The 24350-nt window shown below is 49.8% G+C and carries 17 protein-coding genes; 3 read left to right on the top strand and 14 right to left on the bottom strand.

Annotated features, from left to right (window positions below; all coding sequences use genetic code 11):
• Nucleotides 1-430: 430 nt before the first annotated feature.
• From E3J62_01250 to E3J62_01270, 5 genes are all read right to left on the bottom strand, one after another.
• Nucleotides 431-4399, bottom strand: a complete 3969-nt coding sequence (locus E3J62_01250; protein TET47484.1) for a hypothetical protein — start codon at nt 4397-4399, stop codon at nt 431-433.
• Between the two features lie 84 nt (nt 4400-4483).
• Nucleotides 4484-4912 carry a hypothetical protein gene (locus tag E3J62_01255; protein ID TET47485.1) on the bottom strand — a complete coding sequence of 143 codons (429 nt, stop codon included), beginning with the start codon at nt 4910-4912 and terminating at the stop codon, nt 4484-4486.
• A 25-nt stretch (nt 4913-4937) separates the two neighbouring features.
• Nucleotides 4938-5456, bottom strand: a complete 519-nt coding sequence (locus tag E3J62_01260) for a hypothetical protein (GenBank protein TET47486.1) — start codon at nt 5454-5456, stop codon at nt 4938-4940.
• Nucleotides 5457-5589: 133 nt separating this feature from the next.
• A complete protein-coding gene (locus E3J62_01265; protein TET47487.1) occupies nt 5590-6189 on the bottom strand; it encodes a hypothetical protein in 600 nt (199 codons plus the stop codon).
• A gap of 262 nt (nt 6190-6451) precedes the next feature.
• Nucleotides 6452-8092, bottom strand: coding sequence for a hypothetical protein (locus E3J62_01270; protein TET47488.1), 1641 nt, complete (start codon nt 8090-8092; stop codon nt 6452-6454).
• Nucleotides 8093-8694: 602 nt separating this feature from the next.
• Here E3J62_01270 and E3J62_01275 point away from each other — a divergent pair.
• Complete coding sequence (locus E3J62_01275; GenBank protein TET47489.1) at nt 8695-11625, top strand: hypothetical protein; 2931 nt, start codon at nt 8695-8697, stop codon at nt 11623-11625.
• A gap of 175 nt (nt 11626-11800) precedes the next feature.
• On the opposite strand, the gene E3J62_01280 is transcribed toward E3J62_01275, so the two are convergent.
• The 6 genes from E3J62_01280 to E3J62_01305 form a co-directional block, all read right to left on the bottom strand.
• Nucleotides 11801-12016 carry a hypothetical protein gene (locus E3J62_01280; protein TET47490.1) on the bottom strand — a complete coding sequence of 72 codons (216 nt, stop codon included), beginning with the start codon at nt 12014-12016 and terminating at the stop codon, nt 11801-11803.
• Nucleotides 12017-12626: 610 nt separating this feature from the next.
• On the bottom strand, nt 12627-13172 hold the full coding sequence (locus E3J62_01285; protein TET47491.1) for a hypothetical protein: 546 nt from the start codon (nt 13170-13172) through the stop codon (nt 12627-12629).
• Nucleotides 13173-13206: 34 nt separating this feature from the next.
• Nucleotides 13207-13596 (bottom strand): hypothetical protein, encoded by a 390-nt coding sequence (locus E3J62_01290; protein TET47492.1) that lies wholly within the window; start codon nt 13594-13596, stop codon nt 13207-13209.
• A gap of 124 nt (nt 13597-13720) precedes the next feature.
• Nucleotides 13721-14758, bottom strand: coding sequence for a hypothetical protein (locus E3J62_01295; protein ID TET47493.1), 1038 nt, complete (start codon nt 14756-14758; stop codon nt 13721-13723).
• A gap of 251 nt (nt 14759-15009) precedes the next feature.
• Nucleotides 15010-15504 carry a hypothetical protein gene (locus E3J62_01300; GenBank protein ID TET47494.1) on the bottom strand — a complete coding sequence of 165 codons (495 nt, stop codon included), beginning with the start codon at nt 15502-15504 and terminating at the stop codon, nt 15010-15012.
• Nucleotides 15505-15507: 3 nt separating this feature from the next.
• Nucleotides 15508-15969 (bottom strand): hypothetical protein, encoded by a 462-nt coding sequence (locus E3J62_01305; protein ID TET47495.1) that lies wholly within the window; start codon nt 15967-15969, stop codon nt 15508-15510.
• A 581-nt stretch (nt 15970-16550) separates the two neighbouring features.
• On the opposite strand from E3J62_01305, the gene E3J62_01310 reads away from it, so the two are divergent.
• Together E3J62_01310 and E3J62_01315 are read left to right on the top strand one after the other, a co-directional pair.
• Nucleotides 16551-17480 (top strand): hypothetical protein, encoded by a 930-nt coding sequence (locus tag E3J62_01310; GenBank protein ID TET47496.1) that lies wholly within the window; start codon nt 16551-16553, stop codon nt 17478-17480.
• Between the two features lie 162 nt (nt 17481-17642).
• Entirely contained in the window at nt 17643-22826 is a 5184-nt protein-coding gene (locus E3J62_01315; protein TET47497.1) for a hypothetical protein, read from the top strand.
• Nucleotides 22827-22898: 72 nt separating this feature from the next.
• On the opposite strand, the gene E3J62_01320 is transcribed toward E3J62_01315, so the two are convergent.
• The 3 genes from E3J62_01320 to E3J62_01330 all read right to left on the bottom strand — a co-directional run bounded on the left by E3J62_01320 (nt 22899) and on the right by E3J62_01330 (nt 24313).
• Nucleotides 22899-23330, bottom strand: coding sequence for a hypothetical protein (locus tag E3J62_01320; GenBank protein ID TET47498.1), 432 nt, complete (start codon nt 23328-23330; stop codon nt 22899-22901).
• 186 nt (nt 23331-23516) lie between these two features.
• Nucleotides 23517-23702 (bottom strand): hypothetical protein, encoded by a 186-nt coding sequence (locus tag E3J62_01325; protein ID TET47499.1) that lies wholly within the window; start codon nt 23700-23702, stop codon nt 23517-23519.
• Nucleotides 23703-23869: 167 nt separating this feature from the next.
• Nucleotides 23870-24313, bottom strand: a complete 444-nt coding sequence (locus tag E3J62_01330; protein TET47500.1) for a PIN domain-containing protein — start codon at nt 24311-24313, stop codon at nt 23870-23872.
• Nucleotides 24314-24350: the final 37 nt, after the last annotated feature.

The following is a 24350-nucleotide window of genomic DNA, read 5'->3' on the forward strand; positions in this document are numbered from 1 at the left end:
GCTCCGAAGCCAATCCACCGCCCAGCGGCATTGACGAAAGTGCCACCTTTACGGCTTTGTGCAGAGTGTCCCGCCGGCTAGGCTGTGGTAGGTCAGGTAGGCTGGGCTTGTCGTTGCCCGAATTCTTCATCTCGGACCATCCAAGATTGGGGACGATTGCCTAAGCTATTGACGACGATTCTATGTTGCGCACGGATTATGGTGAACATGGAGGTGCTAGTCAAGAGAGATCGGTCACGACACGAGTTACCTTCCTCTGAATGTGTCCGAACAGCGTCCATCTGTTTCTCCAGCTCGCCGGTGAGACTCAGGCCCGGTAACCCCATAGCCTCTCGAAGGTGCTGCTGAGACAGGTGGGAGTATCTCATAGCTATCTTGGTGATTGTGTGCCACAATTATATCTGTACCGACCCTTCCCCCAAAGGGAGGGTCACCCAGTTTCGCTTCTCCTTGGCGCATCAAACTTACAGGTTATGTCGCCGATAACAGTTTTCCGAAATGATCGGTACGCTCCATTCAATCGAAGTCTGCCTTTGAAGTCTTGTGCGCTGACATCGCCCCCAATCACGCCTTTCGCTCCCTGAAGAATCCACAGAACACCATAGCCATTTGCGTTCAGGAAACTGGTGAAGTCACCTCTCCTCACCAACAGAGTGTTTACATCTGAGGCCCTCCCAGTGGGATCTATTACGACGATTTCACCTCTGGGATTTGAGTACTCTCCATCATTCTCAGTTGCCCTGAGCTTCATGCTGTCAATCAGCGATTTTGACGGCAACAACAGCTGGACAGAGTCGTTCCTCTCCAAATACTCCTCGTCGGTCGCCAAGATTGGTTTCGGAATTCTATCATAATCTCCCTTAGTCCAGCCCTCATGACCATAGTGTGGGGTGTTGCGATACAGAAATGGTCTCGCCCAGGGGTATTCTCGGAGGAACACCACGCTTGCTGAGAACTGCTGTGATTCAGGCATCCTCGTTTCCCAGAAATCCTGCGTTTTGGCCCAGTCAAACACATTCTTGAGGTGCGCTTTCTTGATAACGTAGCTATTCAGCGTATACCACAGATCTCTTCGGGGGATTTCGTATAGGTCGTATTCTGGAGGCATATCTTCCTGCCATTTGACAGCAGTCTTGAGCACCAACCACTCCCTCCCTTCTTCATCCGTGACCTGAATCAGCTGCTTCGGGTCTGGCAGGTCGGCAGTCGCCTTGATCCATTCAGCGTCCTCGGTCCTTGATTCCCATGCGTCATAGACGACAGGGTTCCACCAGTGATGGGTCTCGTTGTCTTCACTCACGGGTTGTGTGCTGGGCAGGTAAGATGGGTCAATGTTACGGATACCGAGTTGCCAGGGCCCTTCGAAAATGCTTGCCTTGTCCTTGAACTTGTCCTCCCTGAATTCGAAGTGGTCTGATACTCTAGCCATGAATTCGTGGTACGCTATCCACTGGTATTTTTCGCTCATAGGTCCGAGCCCATAGGCCTTCCCGAATGTTCTGTCATGTGAGATGGATCTGTCGAAATTGGCAAACAGATCGGGGGTCCATCCCAGTTCCGTAACTCGTTGGAAGATCCAGCGTTTCGCTAGCGAGAAATCAAACCGGTACTCATCATAAATGGGTTTCTTTTCGAACGGCGCCACGATCTGAGTGTATACGACGAGTTGATCCTTTGTCAGGGTTTTTTCAAACGCCGACCTTGCTTCTTCTAAAGGTTCTTCTATTCCCTCTTTGGCAATATCCCCGGGCATGCTCTCGATAGGCGCGTCCTCTATACGCGCAAGGATCTGAGCAAGGCTAGACAATTTGTGGAAGCTTTCCCAAGGTCGTTTCTGCTGCTCCGTGAGATCTTGTAGAAAAGCCTCGTATTGCTCCTTCATCGACGGCTTCCGTGGTTCTCCCAGTTTCCTTGACGAAAAGTATTCAAGATGGGGAGCGATGATGTATCGATTGAAGTCGCCGTCGCTCATAATCGAGTATTTCAGGTAACCATACCCGTCGTCTGAGTATTTCTCCTCCAGCTCCTCCTGTGTAGGGACTTCTTTGACCCAGTCGCTCATATAGGGAGGTTTGATTTTGCTTCTGTCGATCTTCATGTCGACTCCACGATGAATGGCCACCTCAATGACCCCGCGTGCATAATCCCGCAGCAATATATGCGTGGGTTGCACCTCGCCCACGAAGATATTGTCGTAGATGTATTGAGTGAGTTCCTTCAGCCCTTTGCCATCTCGATTCCTTAGTGAAACGCCATAGGCAGTAGCATATAGCCTTTCCAAGACGTAAGGATCGTTCACGTCCTTGAGCTGATGTAGGAGGTGTCGCATCAGATGTAACCTGCCGGTATATAAACGAACGAGTGCTTTTGTTGTTGTATCGCGAAGGCGTCTGTTCGATGAGGCCAAGAACCAAGCGACCGTAAGACCGCACAGTTCCATTGGCTCATCAGAGATGTGAGCCCTTTCAACATCATAACCTGCCCATTCTAGAAGACGATCTACCCCCTTTCTTTCCCCGTATTGATAGTGAAGAAATGTCGACCACCACCTATCGCGTTCTGGAGGACTGAACTTCATCAAATGTGCGTGTAAGAAATCCGCGTTCAGCGGGTGTTCAGGAACACAAGCCACAGTCAGGAAGATGTCCAAAAGTCTATCATGTAGGTGGTCGTGTCTGATAATGTATTTGTTTATGAGTCCAATGACGGTTTTCTCCTTGATGAATTTGCAATTGCCCGTTCCATCAATGCTTAGGTCTCGCCAGAGAAGGCTCTGAAGAAATGCTTCCAAGGCTTGGTATGATCTAGTGAATTCTACTGGTGTGATTTGGAGAAGCTCAACACCCCTCAGTCTCTGAGGTATTTGGATTGATAGGGCCTCAACTAGCCCACGATTCTCCGGTTTTCGGATCATCTTGCCCAACTTCGAGCTCTTGCTGAAGCACCGATCTGGGTTCCTCTTGTCGAGATGATTGTTCAGGAGATAGCGAACAATCAGATGATCACTGAACCTGTTATATGGGAACCTGTAGGCATAACTGTGGACTATCCCTTTTCTATTGTATCTGGGGACTTTGGTGACCAGCCAGTGGTGCTTCATACCTTCTAGGATCGGTCTGGAGTGACCCGGAACTACATTCTCGACGATCTCCAATAGTCTCCTTTGAGCAAGCCTATCAACGCTTTTTTCGCCCATCGATTCTGCAATCCTCTTAACGATCAGGTCCCAAAACAGATGACCAGCTTCGCCTCGTCTGCTCCTTGGTAGTCCAATCTCCCTGTAGATTTGACCACCCATCTTCTTGACATAGCGTTCGAAGAGCTTGGTTCCCCATAGTGCGCCTCTCGGCAAGCTTTCCTCACCCTCGTATGTTTGACAGAAGATTTTCAGAAAGAGGGGATTCTGAAACTCTGGCATAAGAAGCGGAATCTCCGGGAGACTTATCTTGAATTCCTTGAAGAACTTGGTTATGGCTTCCCATTCCTTGAACTCAAATCCGCGGTGCACTGTCGCTATGAAGAATTCGATCTGGGCCGGCGTGAGCACAGACTTCTCGTGGCCGGTTCTTATGCTGATTGCGAGTCCAATGTAGGGATGTTCTTTTATGTCCTTGATCATTCTTGTCATGTGTTTCTTCCAGACAGTAGTCCCTTGACCCTCGTTCAAAGCATCGATAAGAATGAGAAATCTTGAGTTGGACAGTCTGCCCGCATCATTGAGCGCACTCAGCAGTTGCGCCTTGCTTTGGGTCGGACAACTAATCATATGCGCAATCTGAGACCATGGTGATGAGTTTCTGAATTGTTCGCCCAGGAACAAAAAAGTGGGAAGTCCCTGTTTGATGCGGTGGTGGGCTAAATCACAGAAAAGGTGAGTCTTTCCTGTGCCTGCGACTCCACTGAGAAGAAGAAAAGGATTGTTCGCGAGTTGCGACTCTGTGTTTCCGGCTTGTTCAACCAGCGTCCGCAGATTCTCTGCAAGCTCGTATAGATAGTGTGTCTCAAATCCAAAGCTCTCTCGAGCGCTCTGTTCTCCTGATTTCAGCTTGGCCTTGCTCAGAACGCCCATACATTCCAGTGAATTTCCCTCCGCCGTTTTCGAAAGTCTTGCGATCTCGTCGAAGTCAATCGGTGCCATCTTTGTGGAGTCAAGTGCCCCAAGTGTGGGAAGGAGCTTGTTGAGAGTTTCCTCTATTCTTGAGTAAGCTTCCTGAGCTGTGGTAACCGCTTTCTCGGATCTGCAATGAGAGTACCCTCTTCTGATTCTGCCTTGCAAGCTCTTCATTCTATCGAAGAATGGTCTTGTTCTACCTAGGCCGTCGAATACCTGCGCGATGGGCAATTCGATGTTCAACTCAGGTGTGTACCGAGCATCAGCCAGGGATTTGGCCTTCTCCAAAGCTTTTCTTTGACACTCTAGCAGGTCCAGTTCACTATCCTTCCATATTCTTTTGACTCCCCGATGTGTGATATGTTGTCGGACCTAGGTGTCCGATTCATGACATTTCTTAAGTTTCGTGATCAACTCCATGAACTCGTGCAGTATTTCCAGTATGACTGGTTCGTACCCCTTGATGTTGCTTCTGTTCCTTTTGAACTCTGGCAGTGAGAGTAGTTCCTCCAAGGTGCTGGGTGGACTATCGAGCATCGACTCGATTGTCTTGTTGTATAGGACTGCGAAATTCGGAATTCTCTTGTCGTCAGCGATCACCCAGCGCAGTTTTCTCAGTACGCTACTGTAGTATTCCCTGGCCTCGTGCTCGGTCTGTGGTGTTTCCTTCCGCTTAGGTCTTACGCGTTCAAGGACAGTTCTGTGCTCCTTCGGGCTCAGACTGATTGTTTCTTGGGGAGGTATGTGGAAACCTTCCACTATTTCTGAATCCCTCCTCGTTTCGCTGATTGACTCAAGAATGTGGACTTATCCCGATATTGCAGAGCTACACCATGTTGCGCATGAAGTAGAGAATCCACGTGACAAAAAGCATTAGATTGATTGAGGATATCGCTACCATAGCCATGAAGTAGAAGAAACTACCACTGATCGCCGCTTGTGGTTTGGAGAATGGGATTCTTTCGACCAATGCATATTTCTCATCCATTACTAAGATACGCTCCCCGTATACCTTCTGCATGTATCGGTGTTTCCAAATCCCAAGTGTAAGGGCAAGGTTCAGGAACAAAAGAAGACCCAGAACGGCTATTCGAACACTAGGCTCTAGGTCCCTGCTGGAGTCGAAAATGACTGCGTAGGCTCCAGCATTTATTGCAGCTGCAACAGAGGGGATGCTCCAGATGGTCGGCGTCCAGTGTCTCCAAAGCGCATTACACTTCCTGTAGTGTTCTATTAAGAACTTCTTTTGGTAGTCATTCAATTCGCTGGTTTCCGGCAGGCAGACCGGATATCCCTTTTCCTTGGCAGATTGCTTCGGTGAAGTAGTCGCTTCTTCATTGGGCATCTTACTCCTCCTCCAAGACCTGATAAGTTCATCAATTATTCCCGGAAATCCAGTGATCTATGCCTATCGTGAACGCCGATTGTCGTGCAGAGGAGACTGCGCAGGAGTCATTCTAGTTACACCACGGGGAAGACTACCTATTATCAGCGTACCTTGGATCGAGGCCCAGTGACTTGTACACAACTATCTTCGATTCCGAGTCCAACAACAGAACATATGCACATTCATTGTCCTCTCTGAAGAGGAACAGATAGTAGAGCCGTGGTGATGTCTCAAAACCAGGTACCGGAGCCCCGCTCTTCCCTGGGATCTGAATGGCTTCAATCAGTTCTAACTCAAGAATATCCGTTTTCGATTCAAGGTGCCCCAAGGCGTCCAAGAAAGCTTTTTCTATCGAATATGAGAATACTGGCTCTTTTCCGATAAGCCATTCACAGAAGCTATCGAGCTCTTTCTTGATCGTCTTCCATTCGGTGAGAGTTTCGCGTATCTTCTTGTGCAGCGCTGGGATTGCGAAGAAGAGGACACTGGCAATTCCTAGCAGCTCGAGTGTAATGGTTGGCCAGTCTGCACCAATCCCATGATTAGTCTCCTTTATCCGATATTCTACTTCTCCCCCAGGGTAGGAGCAAAGGAGTTCCTGTAACCTCTTGATGACAATAGGCGTTTGCTCTGGCCAATCTACCCCGGTAGGTAGGTCTTCGTATGGAGTTAGAACGATCTTGACACTCATGATTACTGAATCCTCCCCGACATTGTAAGTTCACACTTTTCTACAGTTGTTGGCATCCGGCTACATTCCCCGAGGCAACACTAGCCTCTCTATTCTCTTGTCTCGTTGAAGCTTCCAGCCCGCGAGTTTATTGTGCCATATTTGTGCCATATTTGTGCCAACTTTGTGTCACAAGCAGTATAAGCAATGCAATCAGTGGAGACAATAGAATTCCCGACAGCAGCATCAATACACTGTAAACGCTTGGCTGGAAGCATGATGGTTATCGTATCAGTACGAACTTCCCTGTCCTCCGCCCCCACGGTGATTCAAAACGATAGAAGTAGACCCCTGAGCTCAATGTTGTTCTGCAGAGTATTTGATGAATCCCGGGTGACACTTTTCCTGATACTGGTCTATCGACCAGTCTACCTGCTACATCATAGATAGTGAGTGAGACCTTGCCCGATTCAGGAACCGTCAGACCAAAGGCCATGCGCCCGATTGCCGGATTGCAGTTTGCCCGTATACAGAAGCCCGGTCGGAGTGCTCTGTCTTCTTCTATACCCACCGGTTCGGGTTTGAACTGATAGATAGTGTGGTCATAATATGAACTGGCGCAATATATCTCCATCATGCCATCGGAGTTGCCATTTCCGACCGCAAAGTCCTCTAACGGGCCCGCATCGCCAATTGTGGTCTTCACCCAGGAGAAGCCGTCCCACTCAAACTGATAGATGCTATCTTCCCAGCTCGCAGCATAGACTTCCATATCACCGTCCCCATCGCCGTCTCCTACAGCTACCGCAGACATGAAGAATGTTCCTCCAGTCCCGACAGTCGTCCTGGCCCAATATGACCCGGCCCACTGGTACTGATAGACATTACCGCCACCACTGGCGACGTAGACTTCTGGCACGCCATCAGAGTCACCGTCTCCTATTGCGATATCACACTTTTCACTTCCCCCGGAATCCACGAGAGTCTCCTGCCAGGTAGTCCCATCCCAGGTGAATTGGTAAACACCCCTATCGTAGCTTGTTGCATAGACCTCTGTTTTGCCGTCTCCGTCAGCGTCTCCTATTGCAATCCCGGACATCCAACCCCCTCCGGAACCAACCTCCATGTACGTCCAGACTGTGTCTTCCCATTGATACTGATGGATACGCCCGTCAATGCTGAATGAGTAGACTTCGGTTTCGCCATCGGCGTCACCGTCTCCGATTGCTACTCCGTCCTTTGAATCTACAATTCCAACGATAGCAGTCTTTTCCCAAATCATTCCGTCCCACTTGAACTGGTATACGTTCGCAATCAGGTTTGCGCCGTATACCTCTATCTCGTCGTCTTCATTGCCATCACCTAAAGCGACTTCCTGCATATAGTGTGGGCCGGAGCCCAGCGTATCCTTTGACCACTCGGCGCCATTCCACTTGAATTGGTAGATATAATGGTCCCAGCTTGCGCCGTACACTTCTGTTTCCCAGTCCCCATCGCCATCACCGACAGCGACACTTACCACTGCAGTGTCCGCAACCCAGACAATTGTCCGTGTCCATGAACTCGGGGATGGAGATGCTGAATAGACAACGAAACATCTTTGCAGTGTATCTGAGCCAGAGTCACTGGCTACGACCAGGTCATAAGGCCCAGTCGAATCCCCGCTGAACTGGAAAGAACAGGTCAAATATGTTGGAAGGTGGACGGCCACCGAAGTCGCATTCACGTCAGGACATCCGGGTCTTCTCAGCTTCACCGATGATATGGATGGGGATTCGAAGTTGGCGCCATAGACGTGGGCTGTCACAGCCTGTTCATTGATTCCAGCATCCGGCCACAGATGCGAGACTCTGGGCGCCTGGGCACTCAAACGGACCGCAGCAAGGACCAAAACCAATATTGCGATTCCCTGTGCCTTGTTCATAGTCCCTCGTGTTCGAAACTGTCGTCTCACCGACGAATTCTCAGACCTTTGATCTGCGATCTCAGATCAGTTGTGCCAGATTTGTGCCAACTTTGTGTCAAAAACAGTAGCAACAGCATAAACCATGCGCACAGTGTAAGTCCAGAGAAGATTAACAACCGCATGACGTTACTTGAATCTCTTACCCGACAGTCGTTTCCGCAAATCGCCCGATTTAGAATTAGAAATCCGTTGCTCTATCCAAACTGAGCTACTGGCGCATAAGAACTTACAAGAACTCAGATATCGGCTTGTGCCATATTTGTGCCAAATTGATGTCAGTAATCATAGCAAACGACACAGCAAATGTAAACAGTGCAATTCTCTCCGACAGCCCGAAGACTCGCATGATCTGCCCCCGGAGGACAGAGGACGTCACTGGTACGCCCGCTCAGGACGAAAAATGCCTTGACAGCAGGGACGGATTCTTTCATCCTCAATGGGCTGGATGGGTCTCATGATTTCCAAAGAGGAAGACGACCTATGAATGACGTAAGGCTCGACACCCATGCGCACCTCACAGAAGACTGGGCGAAGAGGCACCCTGAAGGGGGGCGCTGACATTGCTGAGAGAAACAAGATTCTTTTTTGTGTTTGGAGTTTTGTTGTTCGGTCTTTTGAGACCCTGCCTCGCTGATATGATCGCCCCTGGCTATTCAAGTCATTCCATTGATTTCACTCCTCGATACGTTTTCATCGGCACTCATTACGGAGCAAATGTCTATGATAAGAAGGCTAAGAAGTGGGGTATCGTACCATTTGAGATATCCGAGAGAAAGGCAATCCTTGGAGGTTCTCCTGGTGTGCGAATCTTGGCAATCAAGGCTCACAAGAATGATGTGTGGTTCGGGACCTATCAGAAAGGTGCCTATAGATACAATCTGGAGTCAGGTGAACTGACTCACTACGAAGCATATCGTTCTGTGTACAATAGAAACACACGGGAATACGAGCAGGTTGGAAATTGTGAGTTGCTTGACAATACTGTTAGTTGCATCAGAGTGCACAAAGGCGACAATCTGTGGTTCACTTCGAATACCGGTCTTTCGGAGCTCAGTCAGAAGGGTTGGCGAAGTTTTCCCAGCAAGACGAGGAGTGTGGTCCCCACGTGCATGGATACGGATGAACATGGCCGTATCTGGGTAGGGAAGTCCGGTTTTTACCGTGCCTATTATGACGATGATCCCCCCGAGCAGGTTGTCGGCGGAGGCATAAGTGTCTTCGATGGCGAACGATGGGTCCACTACTATGCAAGTAACTACGATCTCCAAAACCCTGATGAGTCGCACATAGAGACAGATTTAATCAGCAATGATGTCGTCTGCATGGCAATGGATGATCACGAGGTTTGGATAGGTACGACCAGAGGTATAAGTGTATACGATCGCAAAACCCAAAAATGGAAGGACTACACGACAGAGAACTCAGGCATCAAGTCCAACAGGACTACTTCGATTGCGGTAGGACAAGATGCTATTTGGGTGGCTTCAGATTCTGGGATTTGTAGACACGATAAGACCAATGGCAGTTGGTTCAACTATGGAAGTGATGTATTGCCTTTTCCATATATCCGCTCTGTAGGGTATGACAAATACGGAAAGAGCGTGTGGGCAGTCACAGGTCTACATGCATATCACGATATCTATGTCTACAGATTTGACGGGTCCGAGTGGTCTGCTTTTCCTACAAGAAGGAGACTTTACCCCCGAGACGAGCAGGAATACCTCAGGCTGGGGAAGTTTCTGAAGGGAAGAAAGGCCAGGCGAGAGGCTAGGGCGGTTTTTGGTGAAATGACACTGAAGTATCCAGGCACCGAGGAGAGCATCGAGGCCGAGTACGAATGGCTGATAACTGGTGACACGGACATAGAAGACCTCCGAGATTTCCAGACAGCCCATTCTGGCACACCCTACGTCCCAAGGGTGCAGCTGAAGATTGCCGAACTCTATGCAGGACAACGTGACTACAAGAGAGCGATCGAAGAGTATCAGAGATTTATCGAGATGGTAGAGTATCGGGGATTCGTTGGCATGGTCAAGGCCCCTGGACAAGTGCGTCAGGCCAGGTCGCACATAGCAGACTACTACGGGATTTTGCGTGACTTCGAGAACGAAATACAAGTACGCAGGGATATGTATGATAAAGCTTCTGATGACAGAACTGCGATGGGTATCGCCAATAAAATTGGTGACGCCTACATGAACGGTCTGAAGGACTATAGGAAGGCTATAAGGTGGTTCGAAATATGTAGCGGCTGGCGTGGAGTATTGTCTAAGATAGGCCAGTGCTATGAGCTTCTTGGGGACGACAAGAAAGCTCTGGAGTCGTATCTCAAAGCTGGTGGTCCGAAAAGGAAGATTGTACAGATTGAGAATAGAGTGGGGATTGAGAGGGAGTACCCTATAGAGATTGTGGAAGCCGATACATTCGACAAGAGGAGAATATGGTTTGGTAGTGAGGGAGGGGGAATGTACGAGTATGCCACAAAAGAAGCCAAATGGTCCAGGTTCACGACACGAGAGGGGCTGAACTCAAACATTGTCGAACAGATACTTGTGACAAAGAAACATATCTGGGTCAAGACAGAGGCCGGGCTAAATAGAGTCACTAAAACGGACAGGCAAATAAAGCATTACGATTGTTCAGGCGATATTGCCTATGACGGCCGGTATGTTTGGATGACCGCATCAAGGTGTCTGGTTAGATATGACGAGACTGAGGAGACATCGCAAGAGCTTAAGTCGGATTCAATACCTGTGGGCGGTAAGATTCTAGTCGATGGAGAGTATATCTGGACACTCGGACGGGGCTACGTTTCAGGCTACAATCTCAGGGAACGCAGGTGGGACAAATACGGAATGGCAGAGTATTCCATCAGGTTCAGAGCCAATGACGAAGGCTTTATTTGGTTTGCTGCTTACGGGGCTTTCGGTGGACCGGCGGGCGTCTACAGATTTGACAAGAAGACTCAGGGATGGAAACTGTTTTTGAGAACACATGCCGAAAAAATAATGCCCACTGATAAGTATGTCTGGTTTCTGGATGTACACGGAATGGTCCGATATGATAGAGAAACGGAGAAAGTAGAATCTTACTCTCTCTCGAAACGTTCGGGGATCGCCGAGGGGTTCTTGGTCAATGACATCGCCCTTGTTGGGAAGGATGTTTGGGTTGGTTTTCCAAAAGGAATGGCAAGATTCAACGAGAAGGAGAATAGGTGGGAAGAGTACTATGCGCCTGAGGACTTCTCCATTCTGAATATTCATTTTCTGACTGTAGAGAACGGAAACATCTGGTTTAGAGCAGAGAATGGCTCAAACTTCTTCAATACCAAGACCAAGGAATGGTCCATAACACATCTAAGAGTTGCCAGAGACTTCTACCTCACAGATGACTCTCTGTGGATGATAAACTGGGAAGGAAAGGTCTTCAGATACGATCTGAAAACAAGAGCCAAGGAGGAGATCCAGCTGCCACCCACGCTAAGGAGATGAGGACCTCACTGTCACACCGTCCGGTCTATCAGTTCTCGGGTACCCCGTTTCAGATGACACCGGACAGAGAATCAGCCTCTTCTCCCACTGGTTCTGCGATATCGAGGCGCAACGGATACTTGCTCCGACTATGACCATCCATCTTAAACATCCCATCGGTTCCTCCTGTTGTCGATCATACTGCCGTCTTCATCACCTTCACCAACTGCAATTCCCCTTTCCATTTGAGAGCCTTGTATTCTCCTCTCTGGTTTATGACCTCGGCAAATACTCGTTCTGCATCCTCAAAATCCTTGGAAGAGAAGATTAGTCCGTCCTCATGCAAGACCGCACATCGAACTGGTTCTCCTGTGGGATTGCCGACTATATAAGCCTCTCTGGGTCCGCTCACTTTTGCCTCCTTCTCAGACCTACGCCCATGTTCAATCGTGCGTCGTTTATCAGGCAAACAACATCTGTGTAATACAAACGCCTTCCTTTCCAATTGTCAGCCAAGATGTTAATCAAAGCCATTTGTGTCTGCCTCTTTGTCAGTGTCCGAATCTTTTTGACTTCCGCATGAGATAGATCTTGGCAAGCCCAATCCATTCGTCTTTTCTGAAGGCACCTGTCGTCTTTTGCCGGACAACCTTTGCAAAGTTCCTCTCTTGGCCACTTAGGGTATCTCATGGTTTTCTCCTTTTACGCTCAGATTATACACAAGCGAACACCCGGATTACAGAACATGGTCGGCAGCACCTCTCAAACTCTGATATGCCACACTCGCATCATGCTTCGCCGTCTCCAGCAGTGCTATCAACCTCTCGTCTCTGTCTGTGCGTACTGCGCTGAATAACCCGACAACTCTATCTCATGAAGATAGTGGAGATGCCTGCCTGTGTCTCTTTCGCCACTCGGTCGTGTCTCTCAATAAGTACTTTTAGAGGCATTCTTCAAAGTTCTCTAAGAGTCTCAGACACGGATTACTTCCCCAGGAAGATTCGCTGTGAATTGACAATGACTTACTTTTCCTTCTCCAGAGTCTCAAGAAGCTCCAGAAGAACAGAATGATCCACCTCTGCTACAGAATATTTGACGGTGTTGCCGTATGACAGAGGTACCTCCCAGAGACCATGTCGCCAGATATGTCCTTGTCCCCATTTGGACTCAATCCTGTCCCCACACATCTTGCCGAGATGCTTAGTGACTTCTTTGTCGAAATACACCACGACCTGATCCTCAGTTTCTCTCTGGTCATGCAGTGAGGGGAGGAATCCTCTGTCTATCAGCGGTGTGTAGAGGTCCTCTCCTTCAAACTCGTCTCTTGCACCGAGTTCTCTCATCCTGTTCAAAACGCTGGTCCCGATTCCGTCGCCAAATGTATGGATAAAACAATCATCCCTGGTATTCACGAAGTTGGGGTTGCCAACTAGATCTATGCTATGACTATAGCTGGTTTTCAGACCGGCGATTAGATCGGGTTGTTTAGTGGGTAGCGTGTCTCGAGTTATTTCGCCAAGCCTTACTCTCAGCTGTCTGAGCTTATTCCCCATCGAGGCACGTGTCATTTCTTTATCCCATCTCGTAGCCACTTATGCTCTACTAGTATTCCCGAATCCATTGCTTCACAAGGTCGTCCGCTGCCTCTTCTTGTTTATCGTAGTCTATTCTTGCAACAAGAGGACTTTTGTGACCCAGCCAGAAGTGGGCGACCTCGTGTAGCACAGTCTGCTCTCTTTCAGCCTCGGGCTCCTCAAGAAGACTCTCGGGAAAAGCGATTATCGATTTGCCTACGAGCTCCTTCTGTGAGAGAAACACGCCCTTTTCTTCGGTTCTGGGCATAAGAATTAGACACTGATCCATTAGCTTGTCGACTACTTCTTTCGGCACTTTTTGCAGCACACGGCTGATCAAATGTCGCAGGTCATTATCCCTAGTGACGACCCCAGCATCAGCATACCAGATTTCCTCCGCAGCATAGTGATCTCTCATCTGCACTCTGACTTCCTCTGCTAGGGCTGCCATAGCGCTACGGCACTGGCCATAGGCTGACTCTTCTCCTTTCTGGTCAGAAATCTGCGTCGTGGCGGTCCTGGGAAAAGCCCTTCGCAGGCGGTCACGTGTGCTGCGGAGCAGAGTCTTCCTTCTTGGCCAGCGCTCTCTTAATTTCCATATTTAGTCTACCTGCAGCATAATCTATGGCCCTCGCAGGATCGTTCCTTGTGTACCAGGATTTCATTTTTCTCCATGGAATAGGCGGTGCGACCCGCTTTACATCAAGCAGCTCTATGTTCGGCCCATAAAGCTTGGGTTCCTTGGCATACCCGTTTTGGGGATTTACTACATAACAGGTTGCCGACTCTATTCCCGAGTGCGTTTTGGAGAGGCGGACCCAGTAGTGTAGTAGTGAAAACAAACTCACAATCGCAAGTAGCTCATGGCCTTTGGTGCTCTGGACGAAAATGCGGTGGTGCGGGAATCCGACATCCATGACCAGTTGTTCTGTCGAGGGCGCAACGAAAATGTTGGCGAGGCAGTTGTCTCGCTCTGTTCCATGCAAAATGAACTGCTTGATGCCCTCATATTCATTTGAATAAGCAACGGCAACACCACACTTTTTGACATATGACTCAAACGCTACCTTCGCAGCAAATCTTCTTGCCCCAACCGTTACAAAGGCGCCCCAATCCATACTTATCCTCATCTCCGGTCCCTCTCCCAGTATTTCAAGTGGGAGGGGCTTCAAGTGTGCGTCAGGATGAGCAGTCTCATATTCTAGTTTTCTTCTCAACCCAATCTTCTTGTCGGTTGCGAAAATACAGACCCAACTCTCGCTTTTGAACAGGACTGTAGAGCCAGACAAAGGTTTCAGATTTGGCCCAAGAGTAACTCGCTTCTTCTTCCCACGAAATAGAACGTCTGCGGCCAGTCCAGGTATGCCACGACGGCCCTCCAACTTCAAAATGACCCGCAGGAATCTACAGGCGTTGAGAACTGGTTCCTCAAATGCTTTTGCCCTCTTCTGGCATTCCTTGCACACCGACTCTTCCAGCACAAAATCAGTGCCAAATGCGGCGGTCAGGATGTGCGAGTCGGTGAGGACAATATCCTTGCGTGAACAGTAGATGCACTTCCCTTTTCGACTACTACTCACAATATCTCCAGCCTTTCAGGACACCAAAGCATGTCGCCAGTATGGACTTCTCAAATCTTGGCACAACCATCTGCCATTTTCTTGGATTCACCAATAACCGATTCTAGGTACTTCACTCGGGAATGAAAGCGCTACAATGCACGAGAACCTAGCGCTCTCCCTCAGTTCTCTGACTCTTTGAACATGACCTCTTTTCAGGGCGAGACCCCTGGTTGCTCAGTCTGACCGAGTCACGAATTCCGGAGGACAAGCTAGGGAGACGACCGATTGATTTCTGTCTCTGTTGAATCGGGACCGTGTTGCATCGCACCGATTTCAGATGAAAGACTGTCCAAGCGAGATTCAACCGAAGACATTCTTTCTTCAAGTTCAGAAAATCTCGATTCTATTTCGGGCGCTCCTGCGCCGATACCCGTGATAAATGTGAACGACAAGAACACAAGTCCCAGTAAGCATAGAATCGCTTGCCAATTGAAGAACTTCCTTCCGACATCGAGACGCCACGAGCCACTGTATCCGCTATTTCTTGACTCGGTGATTCCTAGCCCAGCTATGACGATACTCAGGATGAATAGGATTGCCGTCACGAATCCGAAGAGCACAAACAAGCCTGTGATGTCCCGACTGGCTAGGACGAATGCCACATATGCCGCCTCTATCGTGAGCATTGCCAGGGCTGCCCCGATTAGCTGGACGCTCAGTGTAACAGACATTCCTACTGCGGTTCGCTTGTCCTCTTCACTCACGGTCTACCCCCATATGTTCCACTTGTTTAGATGGAGTTTTCTCCAAACATCGGCTGTCGCTTTCAGCACGTCGCCCGTGGATATCTCTTCGTTACTCTCTTTTTCCTTCGAGACAATAGAGAGAATTGTCTGTACGTCGTCCTTGAGTCTACGAGGCAGTTTCTCAATGATGTTGGCAGACGATTCTTGGAATGCGATTTCAGGATGCAGGAGTGGCAAGACCACCATCTGGTGGAAGTTGACAAGCAAGAAGTGCTTTGCGTCTGGCCTGATTCTCTCTGAAAGCCCCAACTCCAAGACAGCTTCTTCAATCGCTTCTGTTACCCAACGGAGTCCCCTAAAATTGACGAGATAGAGGCGAACAAGCCCTGGTGAATACTCTGGAGGCCAGTCTAGGAAGAGACCACGCTCTCGTCGGTACAGGTCGTACAGATCTTTGTAAATCTCATAGAACTGAGCTTCCATAGCTAAAACCTCCTCTTCTCAGGTTACGATCCTAACCGTCGGCTTCGAAGAGCTGCGGCATGGATTCCTTGTTTTCAGACCCGCTTGAAGGGGAAGGCTCCCATCCGCTCCCAGTGAGGCATTATAGGGCATTGTGAAGGGCATTTCAACGGCAGTTAGCTAAGAGACAAGAGAGAGTTCTTTCAGTTGCTCAGAGAATTTTGCCTCCATCAGTGTGAAGCCAATTACGAAACCGGTCATGCCTGGTGAATCTCTTTTCACAAAGCACCGGTCTGCCTCCGCATCTCTACTGCAGAGCTCAGGCTGAGCAATCCCACTGGTTTCTGAAGATGCTGTTGGGATAGATGTGAATAGCGCATTGCCCCTCGGCCAAGTGCAATTGTGAGCAACTTGACAAGCCCGCTCAATGGTGCTACGCTATAGTGGCCCTGGGGCGGCGTCTGCTGGAATTGGGGTGAGGGTGGCAGGAAGCATTCTCCGGGAGCGACAAAGAGTTTTATGGCGGGCAGGAGTGTCCAGTTGCCCAGAGTACCAGATTCAGTCTCAGAGTCTCCGGATAAGATAGAACATGGAGGTGAAAAATGGCCATAAAGGACTTAGTCATAAGGACCCATTCGGATAGCAAGATTCAAGTTGACCCTACGGAAATCAAGGGAGGTGGCGGCCCAGGCTACCCGAGGCTTTTTGTTCCCGTTAGGCTAGACCTAAATCGGATTCCAAGGCCTCAAGAGACACCGCAGAACTATGTTGTTTTGAGCCTACAATGCGGCCTGCTCCTGCTGGAGGACAACCTCAAAATTGCTGACGCAAGCCCCGGTTTCATTCCTTACAAGGTCAATCTCCCGCATGCCTATGTCACCCCAGTGATACAGTTTCCCCTAGACCTATATCGCATCAAGAAGATTGAGGAAAGTAGGAAAGATGACTTGAAGATAAGGCTTGATGTTCAGCTCATCGTCGGGATCTATGAGTCTTTCATTCTTCAGGTCGAGGGTGGGGTGCGTACGGAGGATGCCTTGTCGGATTTCACTTCCACGTCGGTCCAACTGGATTTGGAGGTACCCCAGTCGCACTGGGTGCGTGAAGTACTGCCTTCCTTGGGCTACGGCGAGATTACACTGATTGAGCTACCCACACCGAAGCAGATTATCGCTGAAGAGCTTTCTGGGTCCATCTCGGCACTGGCCCAGGCTCAGGAATGCCTCAGCATGGGTAACTACGATGAAGCCGTTGCGTGCTGTCGGAGGGCGGTTGAACCTATAAAGGGAAAGATCGCAGAACTCAAGAAGTCGATTGAAAGTGATACGGAGTATAAGTGGGTCAAAGGGATCGCCGGAGCGACACACGACTGGCTAGACAAGCTGTACAAGGTAACCCGTGACATAACCTCGAAGCCACACCATGTTCCTTCTGTAGGCCACTTCTCTAGACACGATGCAGAGGCCGTAATGCTGGTCACCACGGGTCTAATTGCGTATGTTGCCAGGCTGACGTCAGAACACGAGACATAACCACCGGGCTAGAGGAAACGTTTCTTTGGTGTGGCTCAGATTCGGTTTCCGGAGAACTTGCAGTGTTGTCTGACCCGTGCTTGAACGTAGAAGTCCCGCAGGCTTTGGCCATGCATGCTGCTTTAGTTGCTCGAGAACACTATATGGTTGGGGGCTGGAGAATTGACGAATGACACGCTGAGTGCTGGATTGTCAAATCCCTTCTCAACAGGAGGGGGTGGCGTTGCTTTCGAGCAGTTGGTAGGCGCTTCTTACCTCGTTTCCCTTCTTGCAGGCGACATACCTAGAGGACTGGATTGGGGGATTTCGAAGGCGGTGGCATTTCAGCAGCGCATGTCAGGATATCTGCTTGACGACGTAGTGGTGACTGCCACAGACGGCCAAAGACAAAGGAAGCTTGCTCTGCAGGTAAAGCATGATTTGACCTTCTCTGATGCACCCTCCAACACCGAGTTCGCACGTGTGATAGCAGATTGCTGGGGAACATTCGCTGGCGCCCAGGGGTCGTGTTTCGACGAAAGCACTGATAGAGTCGGGATAGGAATTGGCGTTTACCAAAGAAAGGTGGCCAGGCATTTCCAGCAATTGCTGGGCTGGTCTAGGAAATCAGCTAGTGCAGCCGACTTCATCCGGCTAGTGCAAGTTTCAGGATTCTCTTCTGACGAGAAACGAAAGTATCTCGGAGTCATCACTAATCTTCTAGCCAGGGCCAAGGGAGCAGAGGTGACGGATGATGAAACTTGGCGTTTTCTCAGGTGTCTTGTAGTGATTCATTTTGATGTGGAGAACCCAGGTAGTCGTGATTCAACGCACTGCTGGAATCGTCTACTAGACGTTATGAAAGAAAGGGATGCGGGAAGTGCGAGACTGCTTCTTGATGCCTTGACTGCTCTTGCCGCAGAATATGCTCGTTCCGGAGGAGTACTTGACGAGACTACGGTGAGAGGAAGAGTCTCACCTGCGATAGGTCTTAAGGACAGTCCGGATTTCGCATCTGACCTCCGCAGCCTGAGAGAACACAGTGACAGGGTTTTAGGATCAATTGACCACACAATTGGCGGTAGAATTCATCTGCCACGCTTAGGCGTTGTAGAGCAGCTGGAGGCAAGTATCGACGCCAAGGATATGATTGTCATTACTGGCGAACCGATGTTGGGCAAGTCCGCATTGCTCAAACTGCTTGCCACCCGGCTGAGGAACGAGGGCGAGATAATTGCTCTGTCTGTCGAAAGGCTATGGGGTACAACGATTGAGGGCTTTCTGCACAATATCAACGTTCAGAGTGACCTTAAGGACATATTGTCTGCGGTTGGGGCTGCCCCGTTTCGCTGTATCTTGATAGACGGCTTGGAGAGGGTCACAGACCAGGACAAAAGGCGGGTTCTGAATGACATAATCACTGAAGTACGTGGGTACAATAACTCTGTCCTGACCAAGGGTGGTCATCGTCAGAACTGCTGGAAGTTGGTCTTCACGTGCAGACGCCAAGAAGCCACTGAAGTCCTACAGCACCTGGAAACCCGAAAAAATCTTGTAGATAGGTCCTTGGAAATCCTCGAGGTCGGATCACTGAATGGTGATGAAGTTGCAGAAGTGGTTGACCAACTGCCAAAGCTAAGAAGCCTGGCCAAACAGACTCATTTAAAGGAGATCCTCTCACGGCCTCTGGTACTCGACATTCTTACCCTTCCGGATGTTTCACCCCCGCCCGGAGCTGTTCCGCGGGTGCTGACCGAGTCTTGGCTCATAGACTGGTTCTGGAAAGAGGTTGTCAGAAGGGCTAACAGCTACAGACCGGGCAGAGGAAGTCCTGATAAACGTGAGGAGTTGATGATACGCCTTGCGGAAGAGTCGTTAAAAGGCTGCGAACTTGGAGCTGACGGGTTAGATGTCGAGGCACTCTCAGGGCTATTATCAGATAGGCTCGTTGTGAAAGAAGGCCCTCATCTTCGATTCGGCCACGACGTTTTTGAGGACTGGGCTTCAACAGTTCTTCTGCACCATCACGAGGCAGACGTTGCAGGTTTCCTGGCCCAGACGGGGGAACCACTGAGTCTAACAAGACCTTTTCGACTGTACAGCTCCAAGCTCTTGGAGGTGGAGCAATCGCCAGACCGTTGGCTCAAGCTACTGCGGTCTGTAGAAAGCTCAAGCGGCCTTTCACCACGCTGGCATCAGACGGCATTGGCTGCGCCACTTCTATCTCCGCTACTGAGACAGTTGCTCACGCAGCTGCGGGGGCCTCTATTCGAAGACGATGCATCGTTACTAAACGAAGTCTTGAAGGTACTGAGGACAGTGTGCGTCCGTCCAAGCCCCACAGCATTACTTCTGTTTGGTGATCTGCCTGAGTCCGAGCTTGAAAAATATCTTGCCTATCTGACAGTCCCAGATCCTGAGCAGTGGATCCCGGTCATTGAACTCGTGTTGGCAGATCCCGATATGATCAAAGGCACTACGGCTCTGGAATTCTCCTATATAGCGGAGAAATGGATGACGAATACCGAGAAAACCCAACCACTACGTGTAGCAACTGCGAAAACTACTCTGGGGATACTTAACGGTGGTTTGTTGGAGAGTTATGAACTTGAACCGAAGAATCGATACCTCAAATCGGTTCTTTGGGCGGCTGATTCTTTACCCGAAGTGGTCGACAAGTTCGTCAGGGAAAAGGCACCGGGAAACCATGCCGAAGGAACTCGTGGCTTTGAGGACCTTTTTCTGGACAACGGGTGGGTACCCATTGTGAAGCATTTGCCGAGAACTGCTGTAGACGTACTGAAGATCATCTTGTGCAAGGAACTGGAACCCGGTAGATATGGCACTTTCGACCATCTTCTTATGAATCTGGGGATCAGGTCTACGAGGTGGAATCCCCCGACGTATTTCAAGGGGCCATTCTTGGGTCTCCTAAGGCTACATTCTGATGAAGGTCTCGAACTGATCCATCATGTTACCAATCATGCGACCCGGTGCTGGCGGATGAGAGAAGAGCAGGAGTGGGGTCGAAGCCCGTCTCCTCAGACAGTCAGGCTGAGAGAAAGCGATGTCCATGTTTGGGGCGACGAACTTGTCTTTGGTTGGTATAGATACCCGAGCGTAGCACCAGAACCTGTCACTTGTGCTTTGATGGCACTAGAGTATTGGATGAGAGAGAAAGTCAAGAGTGGTGCTGATCCAGGAGGGCTTTTCGATGGGGTGCTGGGAGCTACAGAATCTGTGGCCGTAGTCGGTGTGTGCCTGTCTGTGGCATTGGCAAACTACCAAAAGTGCATGGAGGCAGCGATCCCCATTGTTGAGAATCCTGCGTTTTGGGTCATGGACACTAAGAGGGCAGTCCAGGACATGATGGCGGAGGGAGGCATAATCGGATTATCAACGTACCTGTCGCTGGGTCATGACAAAGGCGACTACAAGATACTCCTTGATCTTTCGAGGGAGCCCCACAGGAGACTCGACATCCACATCTTTGCGCTTCCTATTCTGGTCTCTGGCTCTGAAGCCAATCGTCGGAGATTTCAAGATGCAATGGACTCCTTCCCGGACAACCCTCCGATCTTATACGAAGACGAGAAAGAAAACCACCGCCTGCTCCAGGACAGGATTGAAACATGCAAGATCATGGCAGCGCAGGCCGATTTGGAGAATTATGAAACATTTGATACTGGTGTTAAGGGTGGGGCTGGGATCCGATTCCGGCTTCCGCCAGAGCTGGAGAAAAAACAAGAGGAGAAACTCAGGATCTTGGAAGAGCGGAAGAAGCTGGATGTCTTTCAGGTCTGGTCTATGAATTTCTTGGACAGAGGTGATGTCGGCCAGGCCTACACCATGGAATCTGCGATGGGCTATGCTCAGAGGCTAGCTAGTTTGGACGACCCATCATATCGCCCCAGGAGCTTCCTTGAGGATTCGGAGATACGAGCGCAAGCCATTGCCGCATTTGCAGCGACCCTAGTCGTGCATCAGTGGGAATGGGCTGAAAAGAACCGCCATATCTCATGGTGCAGAGACCAGCTGCTGACTGCTTCCAGAAGGCAGGAGCCGCCACCAGAGTTACATGATCAAGTATCGATGTATTCAATGGGCTATCGACGATCGGCAGCCCGTGCCTTGCCACTCGTTCTCCTCAGGTTTCCAGAAGACAAGGGTGTTCGCAGGGCGCTACTCCGCCTGGCGTTGCACCGCAATCACGAAGTCAGAGCATACCTATTCAGTGGACTCAAAGCCCTGTGGGCCACAGACGAGAAAGCAGTCCGGAGCTACATCAACGCTGTCGTCAAATCATCGCTGAGGAGAGGGGTTGACCAGAAGTTCTGGTTCCTGAAGAAGCAAGAGGGAGTGCGGGTGGCCTGGGGAAGATTCTCCCTCAGAAAGATGATAATCAAACATGTACAGAGGATTGCGAGCCTACTGCGGGTCCAATTCCACCCAAGGAAGATTGGGGACTGCACGCTAGACGATGTAGATTTGGAGTATCTCCAGTCAACGCTCTATTGCCTACCGTGGGGTACTCAAATCCTTCAGATATCTCCAAACAGAAGACTGCTTGATTTTCTCGAAAACCTGCTTGTATTTACAGTCAACAACTACATTCACTTCGAGAAAGAGGGCAGAAGCTTCAATGAATGGGCTCATCAACACTGGAACGATCTCTTGTTTCCATCTGTAGCAAATGCCTTGTTGAGACTGCCGGAAAACACTTCAGTGAGGAGATTCTACGACGCTATTTTGGGCAACTGGGAAGAGGCTCCAGCAATGATGGAAGAATTCCTGAGAAAGCTCAGGCTAGTTGGTACCCAACCTGAACTCGAGGATAGGCTCGTAGAACTGTGGCTTGATATAGGACACCATGTCTTGTCTTCAAGTTACTGTAAGTCCCTTGGTGGTCGTTTGAGGGACGACATAAGGAACATACTCGGCCTCCTCATTTTTGCTGATCCGACCGGTGTAATGGTTTGGAGAATCGAACAATGGGAACCGCTCAAAAGAGTGACAGGTTTCATCGGCTCATGGTGTGATGCTGTGGGACATCATCCGCAGTGTTTTTCAAGTCTGGTTATGCTTCTCAAAACCATCGGGTTTTGCTTGGTACCCGAATCCGGCATTGGTTGGCTGTATGGTTGTATCCATGGGGTGAGTGATTTTGGGGACTTCTTTGAGAAAAGTAAGGCTACGAGTCCACTCGCTGAGCTTCTCCACGATTCATGGGCTAAGTATGCTTCGGCTATCAGGCAGAAACCTGAGACGCTCAGACAGTTTGCCTTTCTGGTTGACCAAGTCGCTGAACAGGGCGAAGGTATTGCGATTCGACTTCAATCAAAGCTACAGCAAGACACTCGGGACTAACGGACAGACTGGAGATTGATGCTAGTCCGAACTGACCCAATTAACCGGATACCTTAGGACCTGTCATCGACGTCAGTTTTCCTCAATCCATCTGACCGTGTTCCACAGTTTCCGGTATTTCCGCTTCATCACGAAGGCCAACCAGAGCTTCTCAAATGAGTCGAACTTGCGAGCATAGTCGGGGCCATCAGTGGTCACAAAACTGTGAAGCTCTTTAGTTCCATCTATGGGGTTGTTAACCACAAGGTTCTGTAGCTGGTCCTGGCGGGGGATCCAGACGATGCGCTCCTCTGTTTTGAGTTCGGCCCTGTGAACCTCACGGAACTCTCCGGCTTCCCTGTAAGGCACAAAGTCGCACTTCTCATTCTTCAGGACGAGCAGACACAAGTCCACGCCGTCTGATCCCACCTTCAAACCTGTCAGGTCCCCTGTTTCGGGGTTCCACAGCTTTCGCATCTCCTCAGCCTTCTCACACATCCTCAGATATTTCTGACTTGTATCCATTCCTCCTCCTTTTTGACTGCCTGCAGTTTAACCACAAGAAGCGTGTCTTAGCTCGTAGGTGGAGTATAGAATGCTCGGTAGGATTCGTCAAACAGAAGCTTACTGGGGTCCACCTTTGCGGGGTGTTGATGTGGAGTCCTCATCGACAGACCGCTGATAACGGACGGGCTACGTTTACAGTATTTGTTAACCGTCAGAGTATTCCTCTGCAGGATTCCCTGGCAAAGCAGCCCGCATCTGCTTCTGCATCGCTCCTGTGAGACTCAGGCCAATGAGTCCTGCAGCTTCCTGCAAGTGTTGCTGTGATAGGTGCGCATAGCGCATGGTCATTTTGATGGTTTTGTGACCCATCAACTGCTGCAGAGCAGAGATACCAACTCCTGCCGTTGCGGCGTGCGGGCAAAGGTGCGCCTTAAGTCCTGAAACCTGAAATCAGCTAATCCCGCTTCTCTGCAGGAAATCCAGATACCAGAAGGTCGGCTCCACGCTACGACTGCAGGAATCGATTAGCAGAAATACGATCGTAGAGTGAAAGAAGACTAGGTCTTGGTCCCTTCAAAGACGTCCATTTGGGAAGCTATCGGTTTGCAGATAACCAAACTGTACTTATCTGCGACATTGCCACTGAGCGGAATGAGTGCACGTCTTTTTCCAGGTTTGTCATTCTCGTCGAAAGTGTGGAATTCATCAGCCTCATAGAGTATTGCCGTTGCCAAATGGACAGCGTCTGGCAAGGTCACGGTGGGCAGACCATTCTTTGCCTTCAGTCTTTCGTAGAAATCCCGGATCTCATGAGCCAAACGCCAGACTCTATCGTCGGTCTCTGCTACAATGCAGTTTCTGCGTCTCAAGGCGCCGCCCAGTTTCTGTTCAGCTCCTTGAGGCAAGGTACTCCTTAGGATTTCTGCCTTCGTCAGCGCTGACGTTATTAGTTTAGCTTTGTTTTTGTGGATTTCAGTGAGAATCTGAACAACTCCCTCCATCTCCCCCGGGGGCCTATTTTCATTCTTTAGCCAGGCC

Source organism: candidate division TA06 bacterium (genome assembly GCA_004376575.1).
GTDB lineage: Bacteria > Hydrothermota > DG-26 > E44-bin18 > E44-bin18 > E44-bin18.